Source organism: Thiomonas sp. DCM-2 (genome assembly GCF_056820905.1).
Genome location: NZ_CM165962.1, coordinates 1260959 through 1281259 on the forward strand (window position 1 = coordinate 1260959; position 20301 = coordinate 1281259).

At 68.9% G+C, this 20301-nt stretch carries 14 protein-coding genes and 1 tRNA gene; 5 read left to right on the forward strand and 10 right to left on the reverse strand.

Annotated features, from left to right (window positions below; translation table 11 throughout):
- Positions 1-3: 3 nt before the first annotated feature.
- The 10 genes from AC1ZQA_RS06085 to AC1ZQA_RS06130 all read right to left on the reverse strand — a co-directional run bounded on the left by AC1ZQA_RS06085 (position 4) and on the right by AC1ZQA_RS06130 (position 10261).
- A complete protein-coding gene (locus AC1ZQA_RS06085; protein WP_482678921.1) occupies positions 4-219 on the reverse strand; it encodes a type II toxin-antitoxin system Phd/YefM family antitoxin in 216 nt (71 codons plus the stop codon).
- 64 nt (positions 220-283) lie between these two features.
- On the reverse strand, positions 284-934 hold the full coding sequence (locus tag AC1ZQA_RS06090; RefSeq protein ID WP_482678922.1) for a NeuD/PglB/VioB family sugar acetyltransferase: 651 nt from the start codon (positions 932-934) through the stop codon (positions 284-286).
- Positions 935-941: 7 nt separating this feature from the next.
- Complete coding sequence (locus tag AC1ZQA_RS06095; protein ID WP_482678923.1) at positions 942-2201, reverse strand: UDP-N-acetylglucosamine 2-epimerase; 1260 nt, start codon at positions 2199-2201, stop codon at positions 942-944.
- Between the two features lie 176 nt (positions 2202-2377).
- On the reverse strand, positions 2378-3511 hold the full coding sequence (gene neuB / locus AC1ZQA_RS06100; protein WP_482678924.1) for an N-acetylneuraminate synthase: 1134 nt from the start codon (positions 3509-3511) through the stop codon (positions 2378-2380).
- Positions 3512-3525: 14 nt separating this feature from the next.
- Entirely contained in the window at positions 3526-4230 is a 705-nt protein-coding gene (locus tag AC1ZQA_RS06105; protein ID WP_482678925.1) for an acylneuraminate cytidylyltransferase family protein, read from the reverse strand.
- The gene (locus tag AC1ZQA_RS06110) at positions 4227-5534 is read right to left on the reverse strand and encodes a UDP-glycosyltransferase (protein WP_482678926.1); all 1308 of its coding nucleotides are present in this window, start codon (positions 5532-5534) and stop codon (positions 4227-4229) included. The genes AC1ZQA_RS06105 and AC1ZQA_RS06110 overlap by 4 nt, the downstream gene beginning before the upstream one ends.
- Positions 5531-7333 (reverse strand): asparagine synthase (glutamine-hydrolyzing), encoded by a 1803-nt coding sequence (gene asnB, locus AC1ZQA_RS06115; protein ID WP_482678927.1) that lies wholly within the window; start codon positions 7331-7333, stop codon positions 5531-5533. Before asnB ends, AC1ZQA_RS06110 begins: the two co-directional genes overlap by 4 nt.
- Positions 7334-7363: 30 nt before the next feature.
- A complete protein-coding gene (locus AC1ZQA_RS06120) occupies positions 7364-7921 on the reverse strand; it encodes a sugar transferase (RefSeq protein WP_482678928.1) in 558 nt (185 codons plus the stop codon).
- Positions 7922-7927: 6 nt separating this feature from the next.
- Positions 7928-8761 (reverse strand): aldolase/citrate lyase family protein, encoded by an 834-nt coding sequence (locus AC1ZQA_RS06125; RefSeq protein ID WP_482678929.1) that lies wholly within the window; start codon positions 8759-8761, stop codon positions 7928-7930.
- A gap of 12 nt (positions 8762-8773) precedes the next feature.
- Positions 8774-10261, reverse strand: coding sequence for a lipid II flippase MurJ (locus tag AC1ZQA_RS06130; protein WP_482678930.1), 1488 nt, complete (start codon positions 10259-10261; stop codon positions 8774-8776).
- Between the two features lie 169 nt (positions 10262-10430).
- Between AC1ZQA_RS06130 and AC1ZQA_RS06135 the strand changes: the two genes are divergently transcribed.
- The 5 genes from AC1ZQA_RS06135 (at position 10431) to greB (ending at position 20292) form a co-directional block, all read left to right on the forward strand.
- A tRNA-Arg gene (locus tag AC1ZQA_RS06135) sits at positions 10431-10508 on the forward strand.
- A 187-nt stretch (positions 10509-10695) separates the two neighbouring features.
- Positions 10696-14133: an exodeoxyribonuclease V subunit gamma gene (recC, locus tag AC1ZQA_RS06140; RefSeq protein ID WP_482678931.1), complete on the forward strand. Its 3438-nt coding sequence runs from the start codon at positions 10696-10698 to the stop codon at positions 14131-14133.
- A complete protein-coding gene (gene recB, locus AC1ZQA_RS06145) occupies positions 14130-17753 on the forward strand; it encodes an exodeoxyribonuclease V subunit beta (RefSeq protein WP_482678932.1) in 3624 nt (1207 codons plus the stop codon). Before recC ends, recB begins: the two co-directional genes overlap by 4 nt.
- Positions 17750-19735 (forward strand): exodeoxyribonuclease V subunit alpha, encoded by a 1986-nt coding sequence (gene recD, locus AC1ZQA_RS06150; protein WP_482678933.1) that lies wholly within the window; start codon positions 17750-17752, stop codon positions 19733-19735. Before recB ends, recD begins: the two co-directional genes overlap by 4 nt.
- Complete coding sequence (greB, locus tag AC1ZQA_RS06155) at positions 19732-20292, forward strand: transcription elongation factor GreB (protein WP_482678934.1); 561 nt, start codon at positions 19732-19734, stop codon at positions 20290-20292. Before recD ends, greB begins: the two co-directional genes overlap by 4 nt.
- Positions 20293-20301 lie beyond the last annotated feature (9 nt).

A 20301-nucleotide genomic window follows, 5' to 3' on the forward strand; every position in this document is an offset into this window, starting at 1 on the left:
CGATCAGCGTTGGTCGAGAATGATGCGGCTGATCTGCTCACCCGAAATCTGCAGCGGGCGGGCCGTGCGCCGCTTCCAGGAGGGCACTTGCGGCGCCACCGGGTGAATCTCGGCGATGGGCTTGCCTTTGCGCAGCACGCGCACGGTTTCGCCGGCTTCGACCAGGTCGAAAAACGCGCGGGCGTGGTTGCGCAGTTCGGTGAACGTGGTGTCGCGCATGGCAGGGCTCCGGGGAAAATGTACAGCGAAGTGTACATCGCGGCGTGGACGTGGCCGTGCAGTTTTACGCGCTTGCCTGCGCCAGAGGCCGTGCCGGCACACCAGCCCAGGCCGCGCCGTCTGGCAAATCCTGCAGCAGCACTGCGCCCGCGCCCAGCGTGGCACCCGCGCCCACACGCAAGTTGCGCAGCACCGTGCTGCCTGCGCCCACCAGCGCGGCCTCGCCCACCTGCACCGCGCCGCCCAGGCGCGCGCCGGGAGCGATGTGCGCCCACGCGCCGATGTGGCAATCGTGATCGACCACCGCGCCGTGGTTGACGATGGCGCCAGCACCCAGCTCGGCCAGCGGTCCGACCACGCATTGCGCGGTGATCAGGCAGCCCGGCCCGATGCGCGCCGACGCCGCCACACTGGCGTGCGGATGGATGATGGTGGCCAGCGGCCCGATGGACGCCAGCCGTGCTGCCTCGTCGCGCCGCACCGGGTTGTTGCCGATGGCCACATGCACCGCGCGCAGGCCGGGCAGGGCGCTGGCCTCATCGATCGAGAGCACGGGCACGCCGGGCAGCAGTTCGCCCCCCCAGGTGGCCGGGTTGCGGTCTGAAGCGACCACGCGCGCGAACGCTCCGCTCAGCAGCGCCGCGTCGGCAGCCACGCGGCCGTGGCCACCGGCGCCGAACACGATGAGGACAGGTTTTTCGGAAGGTGCAGACATGAGGATTTCAATAGCGGTTGACCTTGCGCAGCCATTCGGGCGACAAGGGCAGGGTGGCCAGCAGATGCGCGATGCGCGCAGCGCTGCCCCCCTCTCCGTAGACATTGTGCGGCGGCCATGGCCCATGCGCGATGGCCTGCCGCACGGCGGCTTCAATGGCGCCAGCCTGCGGTGGCACGTCTACCGTGTTGGCATTGCGCTCGCGCAGATTCTGCCGGCTGCCGACGTTGACCACCGGCGTCCCCAGACTGGCCGCCTCGATGATGCCCGACGACGAATTGCCCACCAGCACCGCAGCGTGGCGCAGCGCGGCCAGGTAGTCGGCCCGTGGCAGATGGGTGATGCGGTGAAACCCCGGCCACTGCTGCGCCCGCAGCAAGGCTTCGATATGCCCCGAGCCCGCATCGGCATTGGGCGCCAGCCACACCACGCTAAACACCGAGCCCGCCCCCGCAGCCTGCAGGCCGTCGATCAGCGCCTGGGTCTGCGCGGCAGCGTCGCCCGCCTCCTGCACTACGGGGTGAAAAAGAACGAGGGCGTAGGGGCGTTCGGCGAGGCGCCCCCTCCCGGCCTCCCCCAAGGCTGGGGGAGGAGTAAACCCTCTCAATGCAGCATCGTTGCCCCCTCCCCAGACGTGGGGAGGGTTGGGGTGGGGAGACTGCTGTGCCAGCGCCGCCTGCAACGCGCGCAGCGCGGCGTCGCGTGGCGTGTGCAGTGCATCGCCCACATCGTCCAGCCCCGGCGCGCCCACCACATGGATGCGCCGCGGGTCTTCGCCCATCGCGATCAGGCGCTCGCGCGACTGCGCCGTGGCGCAGAAATGCAGCGCGGCGAGCTTGCTGATCGCATGACGCACCGGCTCGTCCACCGTGCCCGAACGCTCGCCGCCATGCAGGTGAACGCTTGGGACGCCCAGGTGCAGCGCGGCAATCGCTCCGGCAAGCATCTCCCCGCGGTCGCCCAGCAGCAGCAGCGCATCAAACCGCTCGCCCTGCAGCACCGGCACCAGCCCGGCCAGCGTCTGGCTGATCGCACGTGCCATGCCCGCATCATCCCGCGTCCCCACATCACTCGGAATGCGCGCCGCAATCCGCAGCCCGCTGGCCGCGATCTCGTCCACCGTGTGTCCGAAGTCGGGGTGCAGATGCATGCCCGTGACCGCCACCGCCACCTCCAGCCCCGGATGCGCTGCAGCGGTGCGCAAGGTCTGGCGTATCAGCCCGAAGTCGGCGCGGGTACCGGAGAGATAGAGGATGCGGCGGGGCATGGGGGGGATGGCGAGCAGCAGTGAAGCCGTGAAGTGAAGCAGTGAAGGGTCAGTCTGGCTTCTTGGCGCAATCAACCCGAGTACGGTTCGACTCATTATGCAGAACGCTTTGCCGGTGTTGCGCACGCGCGTTCTGGCTTTTTTGGATGATTGGGTTCCTGAAGTCTGAAACCGTTTCAGGCGCAGTCCCCACCCTGGAGGTGTTGCCACTGCAAGACCGTGCCCGCCTGCGCGTCGATGCGCAGGCGCTGGCCGATGACCGAGTCCAACTCGGCTGCAGGGATGCCGCTTGCCGGGCGGCGCAGTTGCAGGTGTTCGCGCCGCAGCACGGTGCCTGCGGGCAGGGCGGCAGCCAGCACCACACTGCGGCGGGCCACGGCGCGTACGTCGATCTCGTCGGGGCGCGGCGCCTTGATGCCGTCGCCCAGCATGGCTTCGATGCGGCGGATGTCCTGCGCCAGCGCGGCAAACTCGGCCGGTTCGCTCGACGCCCGGTGGTCGGGGCCGGGCAGGGCGCGGTCGAGGGTGATGTGCTTCTCGATCACGCAGGCGCCCAGGGCCACGGCGGCCAGCGCGGCAGTGTTGCCCAGGCTGTGGTCGGAATAGCCTGTGGGCAGGCCGGTCTCGGTGCGCAGGGTGGCGATGGCGCGCAGGTTCAGCGCGTCGTCGGGCGCGGGGTAGGCGGAGGTGCATTGCAGCAGGGTGAGGGGCGCCCCCACACTCGCTGGCGCTCGCTGCCCCCCGAGGAGGCTGACCCCGCCTTGGGGCGGCCCGGCGGCGGGGTCTGGCGAGTGTTCGGCGAGAGGCGCGCCGCGCTGCGCCCACGCCGTCCGCACCCAGCCGACCGCCTGCCTGACTTCATCCAGTGTGGCCATGCCGGTAGAGAGGATGAGCGGCAAGCCGGTGGCGGCGGCCTTGGCCAGCAGCGGGCGGTTGACGATTTCACCGGACGACAGCTTGAGCCGCCGCACCCCGAGGCTGACCAGCAGATCCACCGCCTCTTCCGAAAACGGGGTGGACATGAATTCGATGCCGACCTGTGCGCAGTGCGCCGCAATGATCTGGTGCTGCGCGGCGCTGAGTTCGAGCTTGCGCAGCATGGCGAATTGATCGGTCTCGCCGGTGGCGCCCTGCTGATAGGCGGCAGTGGCGGTGCCGGGCAGGGCAAGGTCTTCGGCGCGGAAGGTCTGGAACTTCACCGCATCGGCTCCGGCGGCGTGGGCGGCATCGACCAGTTGCAGGGCGAGATCGAGCAGGCCGTTGTGGTTGACGCCGGCTTCGGCAATGAGAAAGACGCGGTCGGTGGACATGATGGGCTTCGGGTTCAGGTGGGCGCGTGCAGCCGGGCAAACTGCCATTCGGCCAGGGCAAAATCGTCGGCAGTGTCGATGTCCACCGAACGCTGCGGGGGCATGGCGTGCGCGGCCACGGGCACGCTCCACAGGCCGTGCTGCGCGGCGTGGGCCAGCGCGTCGCGCCGCCAGACATAGATCGAGCCATTGAGCGCCCAGACCTTGGGCGCGCTCTGGCGGGCGCCCAGGCCGCCGCCCTTGCTGATGGAAACGCGGCCGTCGGGCTGCTCTTCGACCAGATTGAAATAGGGGTTGAAACCGCTGTCGAACACGCTGAGCACCAGCCCCGGTGCGTCGGGGGCATCGGCGCGGGCGAGGCAACCGTCGAGGTCTGCCGGGATGCGCAGCGGCGAGGTGGGCTGCAGATCGACGATGCGGGTGATGTGCTGGCCCTGCGCTTCGAGATGGGCCACAAGATGCTCGATGACCGGCAGCTTGGGGGTGTCGTCGCGCGCCAGGTCCGCCGGCCGCAGATGGGGCACGATGGCCCCGGCTTCGCGGGCGATGCGGGCAATGTCGGCGTCGTCGGTGGACACATACACGGCGCTGATGGCGGGGTGCTGCAGCGCGAAGCAGATGCTGTGGACGATCAGGGGCTGTCCGGCGAAGGGCAGGATGTTCTTGCCCGGCAGGCCCTTGCTGCCGCCGCGGGCGCAGATGGTGGCGATGGTGGTCATGACGGGTCGTGGACGCCTGTGGGTTGGGACGCGAGCAGGTCCAGCGCCTGCGCGCTCACGCGGTCTGCAGCGGTCTGCGTGTCGGCAGCGGCGCGCGCGGGCTTGGGCTGGGCGAGCAGGGCAGCCAGCGTCTGCGGCAGATCGGACAGGTGACAGGCGGCACCCGCCACGCCGAGCGCGCGGTAGGGCATGGCGGGCGCGGCGATGGAGTCGAGCAGTTGCAGCACGCGAGTCCCGGCGAGGTGGCCTTCCAGTGCGACGGTGGACGTGCCGGTGATGACCGCGTCCACTGCGTGCAGCAGCGGGTGCAGCGGCTCGGTCGGCGGTGAGGCGCGCAACTGTGCATCGTCGGGCAGTGCAGGCATGGGCTGCGAGGGGTGGGGGCGGACGATGAGCAGCCAGTCGGGATGCTGGCGCACACAGGCGATGCTGGCTTGCAGGATGCGCTCGGGCAGGGACGGGTCGCCTCGCTTGCCCGCAGAGGCGGGGTGCGTCACCGGCTCGGGCTGCAGGGCCAGCAGGATGAGGCGCGTGTCGTTGGCCGCGACAGGGCCAGCAAGCGCGTTGCGCAGGGCAGCGCCTCGGGCGCGCGCTTGCGGCGTGTTGAGCGCATCGAATGCCGGGTTGCCGGTGACCGCGATGGTGCCTTGCGGCCAGCCTGCGGCGACGAGGTTGTCGCGCACGGCCTCGGACAGCACGCAGACGCGGCTGGGGAAGCGGGTGCGGGCGGCGAAGGCGTCGCCGGGCAGGGCGAACAAATCCAGGATCGCCAGACTGGGAATGCCCATTTCGGTGGCGGCGTCGACCACGGCGAACTCGCTGCGCGGGGAATTGGTGGCCAGCACCAGATCGGGCTCGAGGTGCTTGAGCACTCTGCGGAAAAAGTGCAGGGGATGAAAGCCGTGTCTGCCCTTCACATCGAGCAGGGCCTGGGCCGCTTCCACGCCGAACTGCTGCTGCAGGTCCCAGGCGTTGATGCCGAGGTAGGCCATCGTCTCCGCCTCGGCAATGTCAGGGTGGGTATTGCCCGGCAGCTGCGCGCGTCCCAGAGCCAGCGCCTGTGCTTGCTCAATGGGGGACAGCAGGTGCAGCAGGTCGGCATAGCCCAGCGGGGTTTCGCCCGCGTCGCGTGCCACGCGGGCGGCGGTGGTGAGGGCCAGCAGGGTGATCTGCAGATCGGCCCGCCGCGCACGCAGGGCGCGCAGCACCGGCAGCATCATGGCGATGTGGCCACCGCCATAGGCTACCGCGAGAATGCACGGCGCGGTGCATGGATGCGTGTGCGCGGGGGCTGCGGTGTTCATGCGGGAATCTGGGGCTGAAATTGCTGCGCCCACAGCTCCAGCGCGGCCAGCGCGCGCAGCTCGCGGGTGTGGTTGGCCGCGCCGCTGACGTGGTCGTCGAACAGCTTGCGCACCTGCGCCATGTCGAACAGTTGCGCGCCGAGGGCGTTGGGCGCGAACAGCAGATCAAACAGCCATTGCCGACGCGGGCCACGGAACCACTCGCCGATGGGCACGGTGAACATCTGCTTCTTGCGGTGCGCGAGGTCGGCGCCGATGAGCGGCTCGACCGCGCGCTTGAACCAGTGCTTCTTGTCGCCCTCATGCAGCTTGGTGTTGCCCGGCGCGCGGAAGGCGAACTCCATCAGGCGCCAGTCGAGAAAGGGCGTGCGGGCTTCGAGCGAGACCGACATGCCCATGCGGTCGGGCTTGACGAGGTTGTTGCCGGGCAAGAGCAACATCATGTCCAGAAACAGCATCTGGTTGACGCGGTCGAAGTGCGCCGCCTGCTCGAACCACGGCGCAGCCACGTCGCGCACGCTGTCCACACCCGCCAGTCTGGCGCGCAGCCAGGGCTGGAGCAGAGCAGCGCGGGCCTGCGCGCCGAACAGGCCGGTGTGCTCGACATAGTGCCGCGCAAAGTCGGCCGGGGGCAGATCGCGCAGCGCGGGGTCGGCCATGAAACCGGCGTACTTGTCATAACCGGCGAACAGCTCGTCACCGCCGTCGCCGGTGAGGACGACTTTGACATCCTGAACGGCAAGTTGACTGACCTTGCGCGTGGGCATGAACGAGGCGTCGCCATGCGGCTGGTCGCAATGCCACAGCACGCTGCCCCAGTCGTCGAGCATGTCGGGTTGCACGATCTGCTCGCGGTGCGTGGCGCCGAAGCGCTGTGCGGCCTCGCGGGCGTAGGGCGATTCGTCGAAACGCGGATCGGGAAAGCCGATGCAGAAGGTGCGCGCGGGCTCGCGCACATGCCGCGCCATCAGCGCCACCACCGTGCTGGAGTCCACCCCGCCGGAGAGAAAGGCGCCGAAGGGCACGTCGGCGCGCAGCCGCAGGCGCACGGCATCGTCGAGCAGGGCGAGGAACGCGTCCTGCCACGCGGTGAAGGTGTGTGGCTGCGCGGTCTGCTCGGCCAGACTCCACCAGCGGCGGGAGTGGCTGCCGGTGCTGTCGATGGTCAGCACCGTGCCGGGCATCACATGCTCAATGCACGTGAACAGCGTGAACGGCGGCGGGACGTAGTTGTAGGCGAGATAGTGCTGCAGCGCGGCCAGGTCGAGCGTGGGCCTGCCGGGTTGCGCCGCCAGGATGGCCTTGATCTCGGAGCCGAACAGCACGCGCCCGCCATCGTCGTGCACGAACAGCGGCTTGACACCGATGCGGTCGCGCACCAGGTGAAGCTGTGGATGGCCCGGTGCGCGCCCATCCCAGATGGCGATGGCAAACATGCCGTTGAGCCGAGGCAGAAAGTCCAGCCCCTCGCGCTCGTACAGCCGCAAGAGCACTTCGGTGTCGCTGTGGTCGGTGGCGAAGCGCACGCCCTCGCGCTGCAATTCGGCGCGCAGCTCCACATGGTTGAAGATCTCGCCGTTCTGCACCAGGGCGATCTTGCCGTCGTCGCTCACAAAGGGCTGATGCCCACCGGCAATGTCGATGATGGACAGCCGCCGGTTGCCGATGGCCACGCCCGGGGCGGAGAACACGCCGCTGTCGTCGGGGCCGCGGTGCACGAGGCTGCAGTCCATCGCGGCGAGGGCCTGGGCGCTCAGCGGGCCGCTGGTGCGGTCAAAGGTTCCGTAAATTCCACACATGGGCAGAGGATCTCGGTTGGTCTGCGGTGCTCAGTTGCCGCTGCGCCGCAACAGTTGCCCCACGGTCAGTCCGAGGATGTGCAGATCGCGCAGCAGGCCGTGGTTGCGGGCGTAGTCGAGGTCGGCCTGCAGACGCTGCTGCGGCGTGGCGCGCGAGCGGTACAGCGCCTGTGCCAGGCCGGTGATGCCGGGACGCACACTGTGGCGCAATGTCCATTGTTCTTCGGTGTAGTTGCTGCGCTGCGCAGGCACATCGGGGCGCGGGCCGACCAGGCTCATGTCGCCCCGCAGCACGTTGAGGAGTTGCGGCAGTTCATCCACACTGCTGCGCCGCAGAACGCGACCGACGCGGGTGATGCGCGGGTCGTTCTGCGCGGTGCTGTGCGAGCCGCGCTGCGCGGCGTCCACCACCATGCTGCGAAACTTGTAGAGGCGAAAGGGCTGTGTGCCAAGCCCCACGCGCTGCTGCGCGAACAGGACGGGTCGGCCAGAATCGAGCCACACGGCCAGCGCGGCAGCAAGCATCAGCGGAGAGAGCAGCAGCAGCGCGCACAGTGCCAGCAGCACATCGAACAGACGTTTGGCCACGGAAGTTCAGTGTGTCGCGGGGGACGGATTCAGCGTGCGCGCCACACGGTTGATGAGGTCGATCGCCAGCAGGCGGTCGTTCTCGATCTCGGCGGGTTCGCGCTGCGCGAGCACTTGCGCCGCATGGCGCAACCGGCGGATCTCCTCGGCGTAAATGCCGCGCCAGTCTGAGTCGGGCGCCTCGATGCGCTCGCGGTTGAAGGTGCGCGACAGGATCACGCTGCGCGAGCCCAGCCGCAGATGCTCGCCCAGCACCACACGCCCCGGCAGCAGACCTTCATCCAGCCGGGCGATGCCGCCGAAGCCAAGGCGCCTGCCGTGCTGTCTGGCCACCGCCGCGACCCGGTCGACCACGCCGGCAGCCAGCGGCTGGAACATGAAGTGCATGCCCAGTTCCCGGTGCAGGTCGTTGAGGCCGACATAGATTTCATCCAGCCCGTCCAGCCCCGCCCATTGCGCCATGCTGTCCAGCGCATCGCGGGTTTCCAGCAGGGCGATGGTCTGCGCCCGACCCGCCACCAACGCGACGAACTGCGCAACCTCCTCCGCGCGGCGAAACATCGGCAGCATCAGGTGGCTGGCGCCATCGGCAACGGCCTGCTCGATTTCGGCCGCACTCGCCGCGTGCAGCGGGTTCACCCGCACGATCAGCTCCGCCTGCGGCACGGCGCGGCGCACCAGGGCCACATCCTGTGGCTGGTGGTCCGAGATGAACGTGCCCAGACCGCCCTGCCGCTCCTGCTTGCCGTGCCGTTCCAGATCGACCATGATCCGCGCCACGCCGCAGCGCGCGGCAAAAGCGGCGAAACCGGGATCGTTGGTGATTTGAATGAAGTCCATCGGGTCGACAAGTCAGAAAGCGCGGCGCTGCCGACGGGAAGTGTAGCGATCGCGCACCAGCCGCCCCAGCGAGTCGAAACGCAGCAGGGCCCACACGCCGGCAGCAAACAGCACAGCCGCGAGAACCAGGCCCAGCGGCCAGGGCAGGGCGACGGCATGCAGGGCCAAGCTGCAAGTGCCCAGCACCAGCAGGGTCGCCAGCAGCACGCCGACATTGCGCCACTGCGCATCGGCCTGATGCCGCGCCAGCCGCCACCACAACACCGCAACCGCCACCAGCCAGGCCGCGCCATACGCAGCCAGTCCCCGCCAGTCGTTGACAGGGAGCAGCGCGCCAGCCGCTGCCAAGGCCAGCAGGCCTGCGCCGTAGCCCAGCACCTGATCGGCAATGCGGCGGTGGCTGTTGAGCCGCGTCGACAGCACCAGTTGCGCGGCCTGCAGCGGCAGCAGCAGCAGAATCCAGCGCATGGCATCGGCCACCTGCTGCTGCGCCTCGAATGTCATGCGTCCCCAGCCGAACAGCAGACGCACAATGCCCGGCGCTGCCACCATGCCAGAGAGCGCGATGAGGGCAGACAGCCACAGCATGGCGCGCAGCCATTGCCGTGTTTCCTGCTGCGCTGTGGCGCTGTCGCCCCGGCTTTCGGCGGCACTCAGGCGCGCCAAAGCCAGCGCGGAGGCGACCGCGAACACCGTGTGCAGCGGCAACTCGCCCACGCGCTGCGCGTACTGAAACACGCCGAGTTGCCCCGGCCCGGCGTCCGACATCAGCGACCGCGCCGCCAGGGTGTAGAACACCGTGAGGCCGGATGCCGCCAGCGCCATGCCAAGGGCGCGTAAGCTCAGGGCGTCTGGAAAGGCGCGGCCGCGATCTGCATGGGCTGGCAGACCGGTTCGGCTCACCTGACGCATCAGGTCCAGCCGTGCCAGGGCAGCCGCCACCACGCCCAGGGCCACCCAGACAAACTGTCCGGTCTGCGCCGCCACGATCAGACCACCGATCAGTCCCAGGTTGAATACCACCTGCCCGGTGTACTGCCACTGCAGGCGGCTCTGCGCCTGCAGCATGGCATTGCTCACCATCACGACCGCCCCCGCAGGCAGCGCGACCAGCGCGGACCAGCCCAGCGCCTGCGCCGCAAGTTGCGCGTCTGCAGCGCTCAGACCCGGCGCGAGCGCGCGCACGATCAGCCCTTGCCACCACCACACCAGCACGCCCGCAACACCGAACAACAGCATGGCCAGACGCGACCATCGCGCCCCTTCGCTGGCGATGTGCTGCAGACTGTGTCCTGCCATGCGCGGCACCATCACTGCAGGCACCGCCGCCCCCCACAACAGACTGACGGCGAGATCGGGGAAGGACAGCACCACCAGCGCCGCATCGGCATGTCCGGTCAGGCCAAACTGAGTGGCCACCACCGCGTCGCGCACCAGGCCCAGAAGTCGGCTGGCCGCGAGCAGCAGCAAGCTGAGAGAGAAGACGCGCAGGACGGACATGGGCGAGCATTGTGCCTCGCCACTGCCCTGTCACGCCGCCGCAGTTCGGGCGACTGCAGCCTGGTTGGTGCCCGCAGTCCGCCAGTCACGTTGGCGCCGATTGCGCCGACTTGGATCCGGGGACTTTACGCGCCAGAAAAAGTGTGTCTATAATTTGCCTTCTTTTTTGGCGCCCGTAGCTCAGTTGGATTAGAGTACTTGGCTACGAACCAAGGGGTCGTGGGTTCGAATCCTGCCGGGCGCACCAGTTGAACCAAGAAGGGGATGTGCGATGACGCGCATCCCCTTTTTCATGCCTGCGATGCAAGATGCCGAGGATCTCCATGCGCCTTGCAATGCATCGGCAGGCTGCACCAACGGGCGGCGTGTGTGCGGCGTCCGTTTCGTGCCCGGCGCGGCAGGCCACAATAGCGTCTGCGACTTCCTCCGATGCCATGACCCACGACATTCGCCCCGGCCTACTCATTCTGCAGGGCAACCGGCTGGAGTTGCTGCGCGATGCCGTGCTGCACTGGCTGGCGCAGCAGCCGCTGGCGCCGTTGGAAGAAGAAATTTTTCTGGTGCAGAGCAACGGCGCGGCGGAGTGGCTGAAAATGGCCCTGGCTGCGCAGCGCGGCATTTGCGCAGCCACCCGGGTGGAACTGCCCGCGCGTTTTCTGTGGCGCACCTATCGTCAGGTTCTGGGGAACGCGGCGGTGCCCCCGCGCTCGGCAGTGGACAAGGCCGTTCTGACCTGGCGATTGATGCGCCTGTTGCCGCAGTTGCTGTCTCAGCCGGGTTTCGCTCCCCTGTCGCAATACCTGCACGGGCACGACGCGCAGCGGCGGCTGCAACTGGCGCGCAAGCTCGCCGACCTCTTCGATCAGTACCAGATTTACCGCAGCGACTGGCTGGATGCCTGGGCGGATGGCCGCGAGGTCCTGCTCGATGTCAACGGGACGGCTTCGCCTCTGGCTGCAGATCAGCGCTGGCAGGCGCTGCTGTGGCGTGCTGTACTGAACGAGTTGAGCGACGCGCAGCGTGCCGGCATCCGACCGCAGGTGCAGCGCGCCATGCTGCAGGCGCTGCAGGAGGCTGACGCGGGGCGGATCGCGTTGCCGCGCCGCGTGGTGCTGTTCGGCGCCTCGCATCTGCCGGGGGCGCTGCTCGACGCGCTGGTCGCGCTCTCCAGGCAGATGCAGGTGCTGGTGGCGCTGCCCAACCCCTGCCGCTACCACTGGGCCGACATCATCGAGGGACGCGAGCTGCTGCGTGCTGCGCCCAGGCGGCGCGCGGCGCGCAAGGACATCGACCTGGCCGCAATCAGCCTGGAGGCGATGCATGCCCATGCGCATCCCTTGCTGGCCGCGTGGGGACGGCAGGGGCGCGATTTCATGCGCCAGCTCGATGCCTTCGACGCCCGCGCCACGGCGCAGGACGAGCCGGAGTTGCCGCGCGAAGGCCTGTTTGACGACAGCCCGGATGTCACGCTGCTGCAACAGGTGCAGGCTGCCGTGCGCGATCTGCTGCCGCTGCACGAGCACCCGCACAACGCCATTCCATCGGCAGATCGCTCGGTCGTCTTTCACATGGCCCACAGCGCGCAGCGCGAGGTGGAGGTGCTGCACGACCAGTTGCTGCGCCTGCTGGCACAGCATGGCGAGCCCAGTCCGCTGCGGCCGCGCGACATCGTGGTCATGGTGCCCGACATCGCGCCGTTCGCCCCGGCGATCCGCGCGGTGTTCGGGCAATATGCGCCGGGCGATGCGCGCCACATTCCCTACGACATCGCCGACCTGCCGGCGCGCGCCACCGAGCCGCTGCTGCTCGCGCTGGACTGGTTGCTGCGTCTGCCCGATCAGCGCGTGCATGGCTCGGAGTTGGGCGATCTGCTCGACGTGCCCGCCATTGCCCGTCGCTTTGGTCTGCAGCCTCAAGACCGTCCGCGTCTGGCGCAATGGATTGCCGGCGCCGGGGTGCGCTGGGGGCTGGATGCCGCACAGCGCGCGCACCTCGGCCTGGCCGCGTGCGGCGAGCAGAACACCTGGCGCTTCGGTCTGCGCCGCATGCTGCTGGGCTACGCCGGTGCAGGCGAGGACGGCTTTGCCGACATCGTGCCCTATCACGAGATCGGTGGGCTGGACGCCGCACTGGTCGGCCCGCTGGCCGATCTGCTGGACGTGCTGCAGGCCTGGTGGCAAACCGCATGTGGCACTGCCACGCCGCAGCAATGGGCGCAGCATGCCCGTGACCTGCTCGATGCCCTCACGCTGCCGCAGGATCTGGCCGAGCGCCAGGCCCGCGCCCGCATCGACGACGCACTGTCCGCCTGGCTCGACGACTGCGCATCGGCCGCCTTCGACGAACCCGTGCCGCTCTCGGTGCTGCGCGACGGCTGGCTGGGCGCGGTGGATGAGGCCCCGGGTGGCGGGCGTTTTCTGGCAGGTGGCGTGACCTTCTGCACCCTCATGCCGCTGCGTTCCATTCCGTTCGAGGTGGTGTGCCTGCTGGGCATGAACGAGGGCGACTACCCGCGCCAGAGCCCGCGCAGCGACTTCGATCTGATGCGCCAGCCCGGGCAGTATCGTCCCGGCGACCGCGCTCGCCGCGAAGACGACCGGTACCTCATGCTCGAGGCCCTGCTGTCGGCGCGGCGCATGCTCTACATCAGCTGGGCCGGGCGCAGCCCGCGCGACAACACCGCACAGCCGCCCTCGGTGCTGGTGGCGCAGCTGCGGGACTATCTCGCCGCAGGCTGGCGCGGCGAGGACGGGGGCGACCTGCTGGCGCAGCGCACCACCGAGCATCCCCTGCAGCCCTTCAGCCGCCGCTACTTCGAGCAAGGTATCGGCGGGGCCAACGACGCGGCCGCACTGTTCACCTATGCCCGTGAATGGCGCCCGGCACACGCCGAAGGCGCGGCTCCGCCACAAGGCCCGCCCACCTTCGAACCGTTGACCGAGGCACTGAACCTGCAGCAGCTCGCCCGTTTCCTCAAAAACCCGGTCAAGGCCTTTTTCCGCATCCGCCTCGACGTGGTGTTCGACGATCTGGACGCGCAGGACGATGACGAAGTCTTCGCACTCGACGGGCTGTCGCATCATGGTGTGCTGGGCGTCCTGCTCGACGATCCACAGACTGCCGTGCGCGACGAGGTGGAGCACGCCATCGCGCGCCGCCTGCATCGCTTGCAGGGCAGCGGCGTGTTGCCGATGCGCGCGCTGGGTGCGCGCGTGGCGCAGCAACTGCAGCAGGAGGCCCTGCCCATGCTGAAACATTGGGACGATTTGCAGCACCTTTACGCCACCGAGCAGGCCGACGTGCCCCTGGACTTCGCCCATGCCGGGGTGCAGATCCACGATGGGCTCGGCGGACTGCGTGCCGGTCCGCAAGGCCGGGCCTGGATGCAACTCACCGCCTCGCGTCTGCTGGGCAGCAAGCAGGCACCGCGCGTCGACAAGCTGATCGACGCCTGGGTGCGCCAGCTCGCGTGTGCCGCCTGCGGTGAGGCGGTCGAAGGCTGGCTCATCGGCCCGGACGCCGCCCTGCAGCTCCCGCCGCTGGAGCAACGCGTCGCCCGGGCGCATCTGCAAGTCCTGCTCGAAGCCTGGAACGCGGGCATGGCCGCGCCCCTGCCGGTACCGGCGCGCACCGCCTTGGCTGAATTGCAGCATGGCGCTGGCGAAGCGACCTATGACGGAGGGTTCAACACATCTGGCGAGGTCGAGGAACCCTGTCTGGCCCGGATGTTCCCCGACTTTGACGCCCTGCGGGCCGACGGTCGGTTCGACCGCTGGAAGGACGCGCTGTTTCAACCCCTGCTCGATTGGACGCAGACCTGCCGTGTGGTGCCTCACGGTCAGGCGCTCGCCACCCCGGGGGAGGCCGAATGACCGCGGTGCTCGATCCTCTGCATCTGCCGCTGCAGGGCAGCCGCCTCATCGAAGCCAGTGCGGGCACCGGCAAGACCTGGACCATTGCCGCGCTCTACCTGCGGCTGGTCCTGGGGCACGGCGTGTCCGCTTCGGCGTTCGGGCGCCCGCTGATGCCCGAGCAGATTCTGGTGATGACCTTCACTCGTGCCGCCACACGCGAACTGGCCGAACGCATCCGCGCTCGCCTGGTCGAGGCGGCGCAATGTTTCCAGGGTGTGCGCCAACCCCAGCCGGGCGACCGCTTCCTGCAGCAGCTCCTGGACGATCATCCGCCGGGCAGCGTGCGGGAAGGCGCGGCCTGGCGGCTGGCGATGGCCGCGCAGGCCATGGACGAGGCGGCCGTGCTCACCATCGACGCCTGGTGCCAGCGCATGCTGCGCGAACATGCATTCGACAGCGGGCAGGCGTTCGATGAGACCCTGCTGGCCAACGACACCGAGCTGGAGCGCCAGGCGGTGCGCGATTTCTGGCGTCAGCAGATCTATCCCCTGACGGGCGAAGACCTGGATGACCTGCTGGGTGTGTGGCCCAGCCTGGAGGCGCTGGCGCGCAGCGTGGCCGCCCTGCGCCGCGCCGCGCGGAGCGACGCACAAAGCGGCGCACCGAAGTCGGCACCCGCAGACGCCAGCCTGCAGGCGCTGTGGCAGCGTCTGCGTGCGCAGCGGCTGGCCACGCTCGGTGCGCTCAAGACCCAGTGGGCCGAACGCATTGCCGCCATGCGCCAATGGCTGCTGGCGCTGGTGCAATCCCCGGATTGCCCCTTGAGCAAGACGTCGTATGCCGAACACAGCGTGCGCGGCTGGTTCGACGCGCTCGAGGCCTGGCTGAACGACCCCCGAATGGTGCGGCCCGCAATCGCGGACAAGGACTGGGACAAGCTCAGCCCGGAGGGCCTGCGTGCCAAGTGCAAAAAAGGCCGGAGCGTGGACGTGCCCGCGGCGTTTCAGGACGTCGCGTCGTTGCACGCCAGCCTGCTGGCGCTGCCCGACAGCGCAGCCGAGTTGCAGGCCTACGCGGCCGCGCAGGTCGACTCCCGCTTGCGCGCGTTGAAGAACACCGCAGGCCAGTTCAGTTTCCACGACCTGCTCGAACGCCTCGACGCCGCGCTGGCAGGGCCGCAGGGCGATCGCTTGCGCAGCCGCATCAAAGAGCAATTCCCGGTGGCGCTGATCGATGAATTCCAGGACACCTCGGCGCTGCAGTTCAGCGTGTTCGACCGTCTGTATGCCATCACCAGCGCGCCGCCCCAGTCGCCCCAGGTGGGCGCGGTGCTGCTCATCGGCGATCCCAAGCAGTCCATCTACGCCTTTCGCGGGGCCGACATCGCCAGCTATCTGCGGGCGCGCACCGCCACCGAGGGACGACATGCGGTGCTCGGCATCAATTACCGCTCCACCGCGGCCCTGGTGGACGGTGTCAACCGGCTGTTCGCGCACCGCGAATCGGCCCAGGGAGCTGGGGCGTTCCTGTACCGTGAAACGGACGGCGCGCAGGAGAGCAACCCGGTGCCCTTCATCGCGGTGAACGCCCACGGCCGACCGGAGCGACTGGTCAGCGGCACGGGTGCGGTGCCCGCCCTGCAATTCAGTGTGTGCACCGAACTCGAGGCGAAGAGTGCGTCCAGACAGCGCTTTGCCGCACACGCGGCGGCGCGCATGGTCGATCTGCTCAACGACCCGCAAGCCGGGTTTGTGCATGCAAACGGCAGCTTCAAACGCCTGCGTCCTGTCGATCTCGCTGTGTTGGTGCGCGACGGCGAGGAAGCCCGGGCCATTCGTGCCGCGTTGCAGCGCCGCGGCGTCGCCTCGGTTTACCTGTCCGACCGCGACTCGGTGTTTGCCTCGCAGGAGGCTGCCGATCTGCTGCGCTGGCTGCGTGCCGTGGCCGAACCGCGCGATGGTCGGCTGGCCCGCGCCGCATTCGCCACCATCACGCTGGGGCTCACTCTCGCCGAACTGGCCGCAATGGCCACGGACGACGCCGTGTTCGAGCAGCGGCTCGAACTGCTGGGCGAACTGCATGGCATCTGGCAACGGCAGGGCGTGTTGCCCATGCTGCGCCAGACGCTGCACCGTCTGAACCTGCCGGCACGCTGGCTGACTGCAGAGGATGGTGAGCGGCGGCTGACCAATGTGCTGCATCTGGCCGAGCTGCTGCAGTCTGCCAGCAGCACCCTCGACGGCGAGCAGGCGCTGATCCGCTGGCTGCAGGGGCAACTGGATGACGAGGGTGACGAGGAGCACACCATCCGCCTGGAAAGCGAGGCCGATCTGGTGCGCGTGGTCACCATCCACAAATCCAAGGGGCTGGAATATCCGCTGGTGTTCGTGCCGTTTTCCACCGCCTGCAAGATCCACGAGGACGCCGCGCGCGACCGGGACAGGCTGCGCGAAGATCTGCGCCTGCTCTACGTCGCGCTGACCCGCGCGCGCCATGCGCTCTGGGTGGGCGTCGCGGCGTTGAAGGTGGGCAATGCAAAGGCCTGCATCTTCCATCACAGCGCGATCGGCTATCTGCTGGGGGGCGACGTGGCGCGCACCGGTGCGGAGATTCGCGGTCTGCTGGATCAGGTGTTCCTGGGCATGCCCGCCGTGCAGATCGACGATGCAACGCAACAGGCCGATCTCCACCGCCTGCAGCCGACCGCGGCGCCGCTGACATTGCGCGATGCCCCAGTCTATGACGGGGTGTTCGAGCGCAACTGGGGCATCGGCAGCTTTTCCGCGCTGGTGCGCGATCTGGTGCCGCGTTCCATCCAGCAGGCTGCACCGCCGCCCACCTTGCAGGATGAGCTGCCGGACACCGAGCCGGACTTTGCCCAGGCCATGCCGCAGGCGCTGCAAGACGCGGCGCGCCACCGCTTTCCGCGTGGCGCTCTGGCCGGCAAGTTCGTGCACGAACAGCTTGCCTGGCTGGCGGAAAACGCCTTCGCGCTGCAGTCTGACCCTGCGCTGCAGGAGCGCCTGCTGCAGCGCTGCGCGCGGCAGGGCTGGGATGCGCAACGCGCGCACGATGTGCTGGACTGGCTGGGCGAGGTGCTGGAGACTCCGCTGCAGCCCATCGAGGCGACGCTGCCGCAGCTCGACGCGGTCCTGCCGGAAATGGAGTTCTGGTTCCCGGTCGCGCAGGCCAGCGCCGCGCAGATCGACGCCCTGTGCTGCCGCTTCATCCTGCCCGGAAAGCCACGCCCGGCGCTGACCGCGCGCGTGCTGCACGGCATGGTGATGGGTTTTGCCGATCTGGTGTTTGCCCATGCCGGGCGCTTCTGGGTGCTGGACTACAAGAGCAACGCACTGGGGCCGGACGATGCGCACTACACCCAGGACGCGCTGGAGGCTGCCATGCTCGATCACCGCTACGACGTGCAATGCGCGCTCTACATGCTGGCCCTGCATCGCCTGCTGCGCGCGCGCCTGGGCGCGGCGTACGACCCGTTGCAGCAACTCGGCGGCGCACTTGACCTGTTTTTGCGCGGGGTGCGCGGGCCGCAGTCGGGCTGCGTGCATATTCCGCCCGATGTGGCCTTGCTCGATGCACTCGACGCCGTTTTCGCGCAGGCCGGGGAGGGCGTTCAATGAACCAGGCGCCTACCCTCGCAACAGATCCGCGCAGCCAGCAATTGCTCGAGGTCTTCCGGCTCTGGGCCGAGCAGGGCGTGCTGCGTCGGCTCGATGCGGCGCTGGCGCGGTTCATCGCCGACCTGTGCCCGGACGCCGCACCGCACGTGCTGGCGGCGGTCGTCGTGCTGGCCGATCTGGAAGGGCGCGGCCACACCTGCGTGTTGCTGGACGCGTTGTCGCAGCACTTCATGGCGCTGCAGGAGCGCGCGGCGCGTGCTGCCGTGCCCGCAGCGGAAATCGCAGACGTCGCCTCGCCGCAGGAATGGGCGCTCGCGCTGGGCGCCTGCTCAGCCGTGTTCAAGGAAGGCACGACCCCGGACACCGGTGCGCCGCTGGTGCTCAGCGCAGACCGTCTGTATCTGCGCCGCTATTGGCGCGACGAACTGCGTGTAGCCACGCAGGTTGATCGACGTCTGCGGCAGGCGGTCATGGTCGATGACCAGGCCGCGGCAGCGGCGTTGTCGCAGCTCTTTGCCCCAGCGGACGGCGATGCGGTGGATTGGCAGCGGCTGGCCGCTGCGCTCGCGCTGCGGAGCCGCCTCACCATTCTCACCGGCGGGCCCGGGACGGGAAAGACCTATACCGCTGCGCGCCTGCTGGCGCTGCTGTACGCCACCGCCGAACACCCGGCCGGGCTGCGTGTGGCGCTGGCCGCGCCCACGGGCAAGGCGGCTGCGCGGCTGAAACAATCCATCGACCAGGCCTTGCAGACCCTGCCCGCCTTGCCTGCAATGCACGGGCTGGCCAACCTGTCGCAGCACATCGGCCCGGCGCGCACGCTGCACAGCCTGCTGGGTGCGCGGCCCGATACCCGCCGCTTCGCCCGCAACGCGGCGCATCCGCTGGAGGTCGACGTGCTGCTGATCGACGAGGCGTCGATGGTGCATCTGGAAATGATGGCCGCCGTGCTCGACGCGTTGCCGCCGACGGCGCGGCTCATTCTGCTGGGCGACAAGGATCAGCTCGCGTCCGTCGAGGCAGGAGCCGTGCTGGGCGAGCTGTGCGCCGATGCCGAAGGCGGCCATTACTGGCCAGCCACCGCGCAGGCTCTGGAGCAGATCAGCGGCCAGCGCATCCCGCCCGCGCTGATCGACTCCACAGGCAGCGCGCTGGCGCAGCATGTGGTGATGCTGCGCCACAGCCACCGCTTTGGCGGCAGCATCGGCCGGCTCGCCCGCGCAGTGCACGCGGGCGATGCGGACACAGCGATGGCACTGCTGCGCAATCCGCCGGATGCCGACGTGCGGCTACTCCCGGCCACGCCCGACCTCGCCGCGCAGCTGGTCGACCTGGCCGTCAGTGGTCGCGATCAGGCCAGCGGGTTTGCGCACTATGCGCGCCTGCTGCAGTGCAGTCCACCCGCCAGCGCGACGGCGGCGCAATGGGACGAGTGGGCGCGCGCTGTGCTCGCCGCTTTCGATCAATGTCGGGTGCTGTGCGCGGTACGCGACGGCACCTGGGGCCTGCACGCGCTCAATGCCGCGATTGCCGCCCGGCTCGACGCACTGGGCCTGTTGCGCTGCCGTGACGCGTGGTACGCGGGGCGTCCCGTGATGGTCACGCGCAACGATCATGATCTGGGCGTGCTCAATGGCGATGTGGGCATCGTGCTGCCCACACCAAGGGATGGGCTGCGCGTGGTGTTCGCCAACGGCCAGTCGCTGCGCTCGGTGAGCATCAGCCGCCTGACCGATGTGCAGACCGCCTTTGCCATGACCGTGCATCAGTCGCAAGGCTCGGAATTCGCGCACACCGTGCTGGTCCTGCCCGAGCGCAGCGCCGCCCTCAGCCGTGAACTCATCTACACCGGGCTGACCCGCGCCCGCAGCGCCTTCACCCTGGCCTGCGCCGACGCGTCAACCCTGCATGAAGGCATCCTGCGCGTCACGCGCCGCTCCAGCGGACTTCTGGCGCGCATTCATTCCCTGACGACTCCATGAACAAGGCTTTTGTCCGCGAAGACAGCACCGACGCCGACGAGGACGACGGCGTCCAGCTCCCCCCTCTGCCGCCCGGCGGGAAGAACTATCTCACGCCGCAAGGCTACGCCCGACTGCGCGCCGAGCTGAAGGAGCTGGTCGAGGTGGAACGTCCGAAGGTGGTGGAGATCGTGTCGTGGGCGGCGAAGAACGGCGACCGCTCGGAAAATGGCGACTACATCTACGGCAAGAAGCGTCTGCGGGAAATCGACCGGCGGCTGCGCTTTCTCACCAAGCGCCTGGACATCGCCGAAGTGGTCGATCCCAGCCTGCAGCATGGCAACGACCAGATTTTCTTTGGCGCCACGGTGCGCTATGCCAACGACGCTGGCGAGGAGCACACCATCACCATCGTCGGCATCGACGAAACCGAGCCACTGCAAGGCCGGATCAGCTGGATTTCCCCGGTGGCGCGTGCGCTGCTGAAGGCGCGCGAGGGCGACACGGTCAGTCTGCCCACACCGGGCGGCACCGCCACGCTTGAAATTCTGGAGGTGCGCTACCCGCCGCGCGCTTGAGGGCCGGTG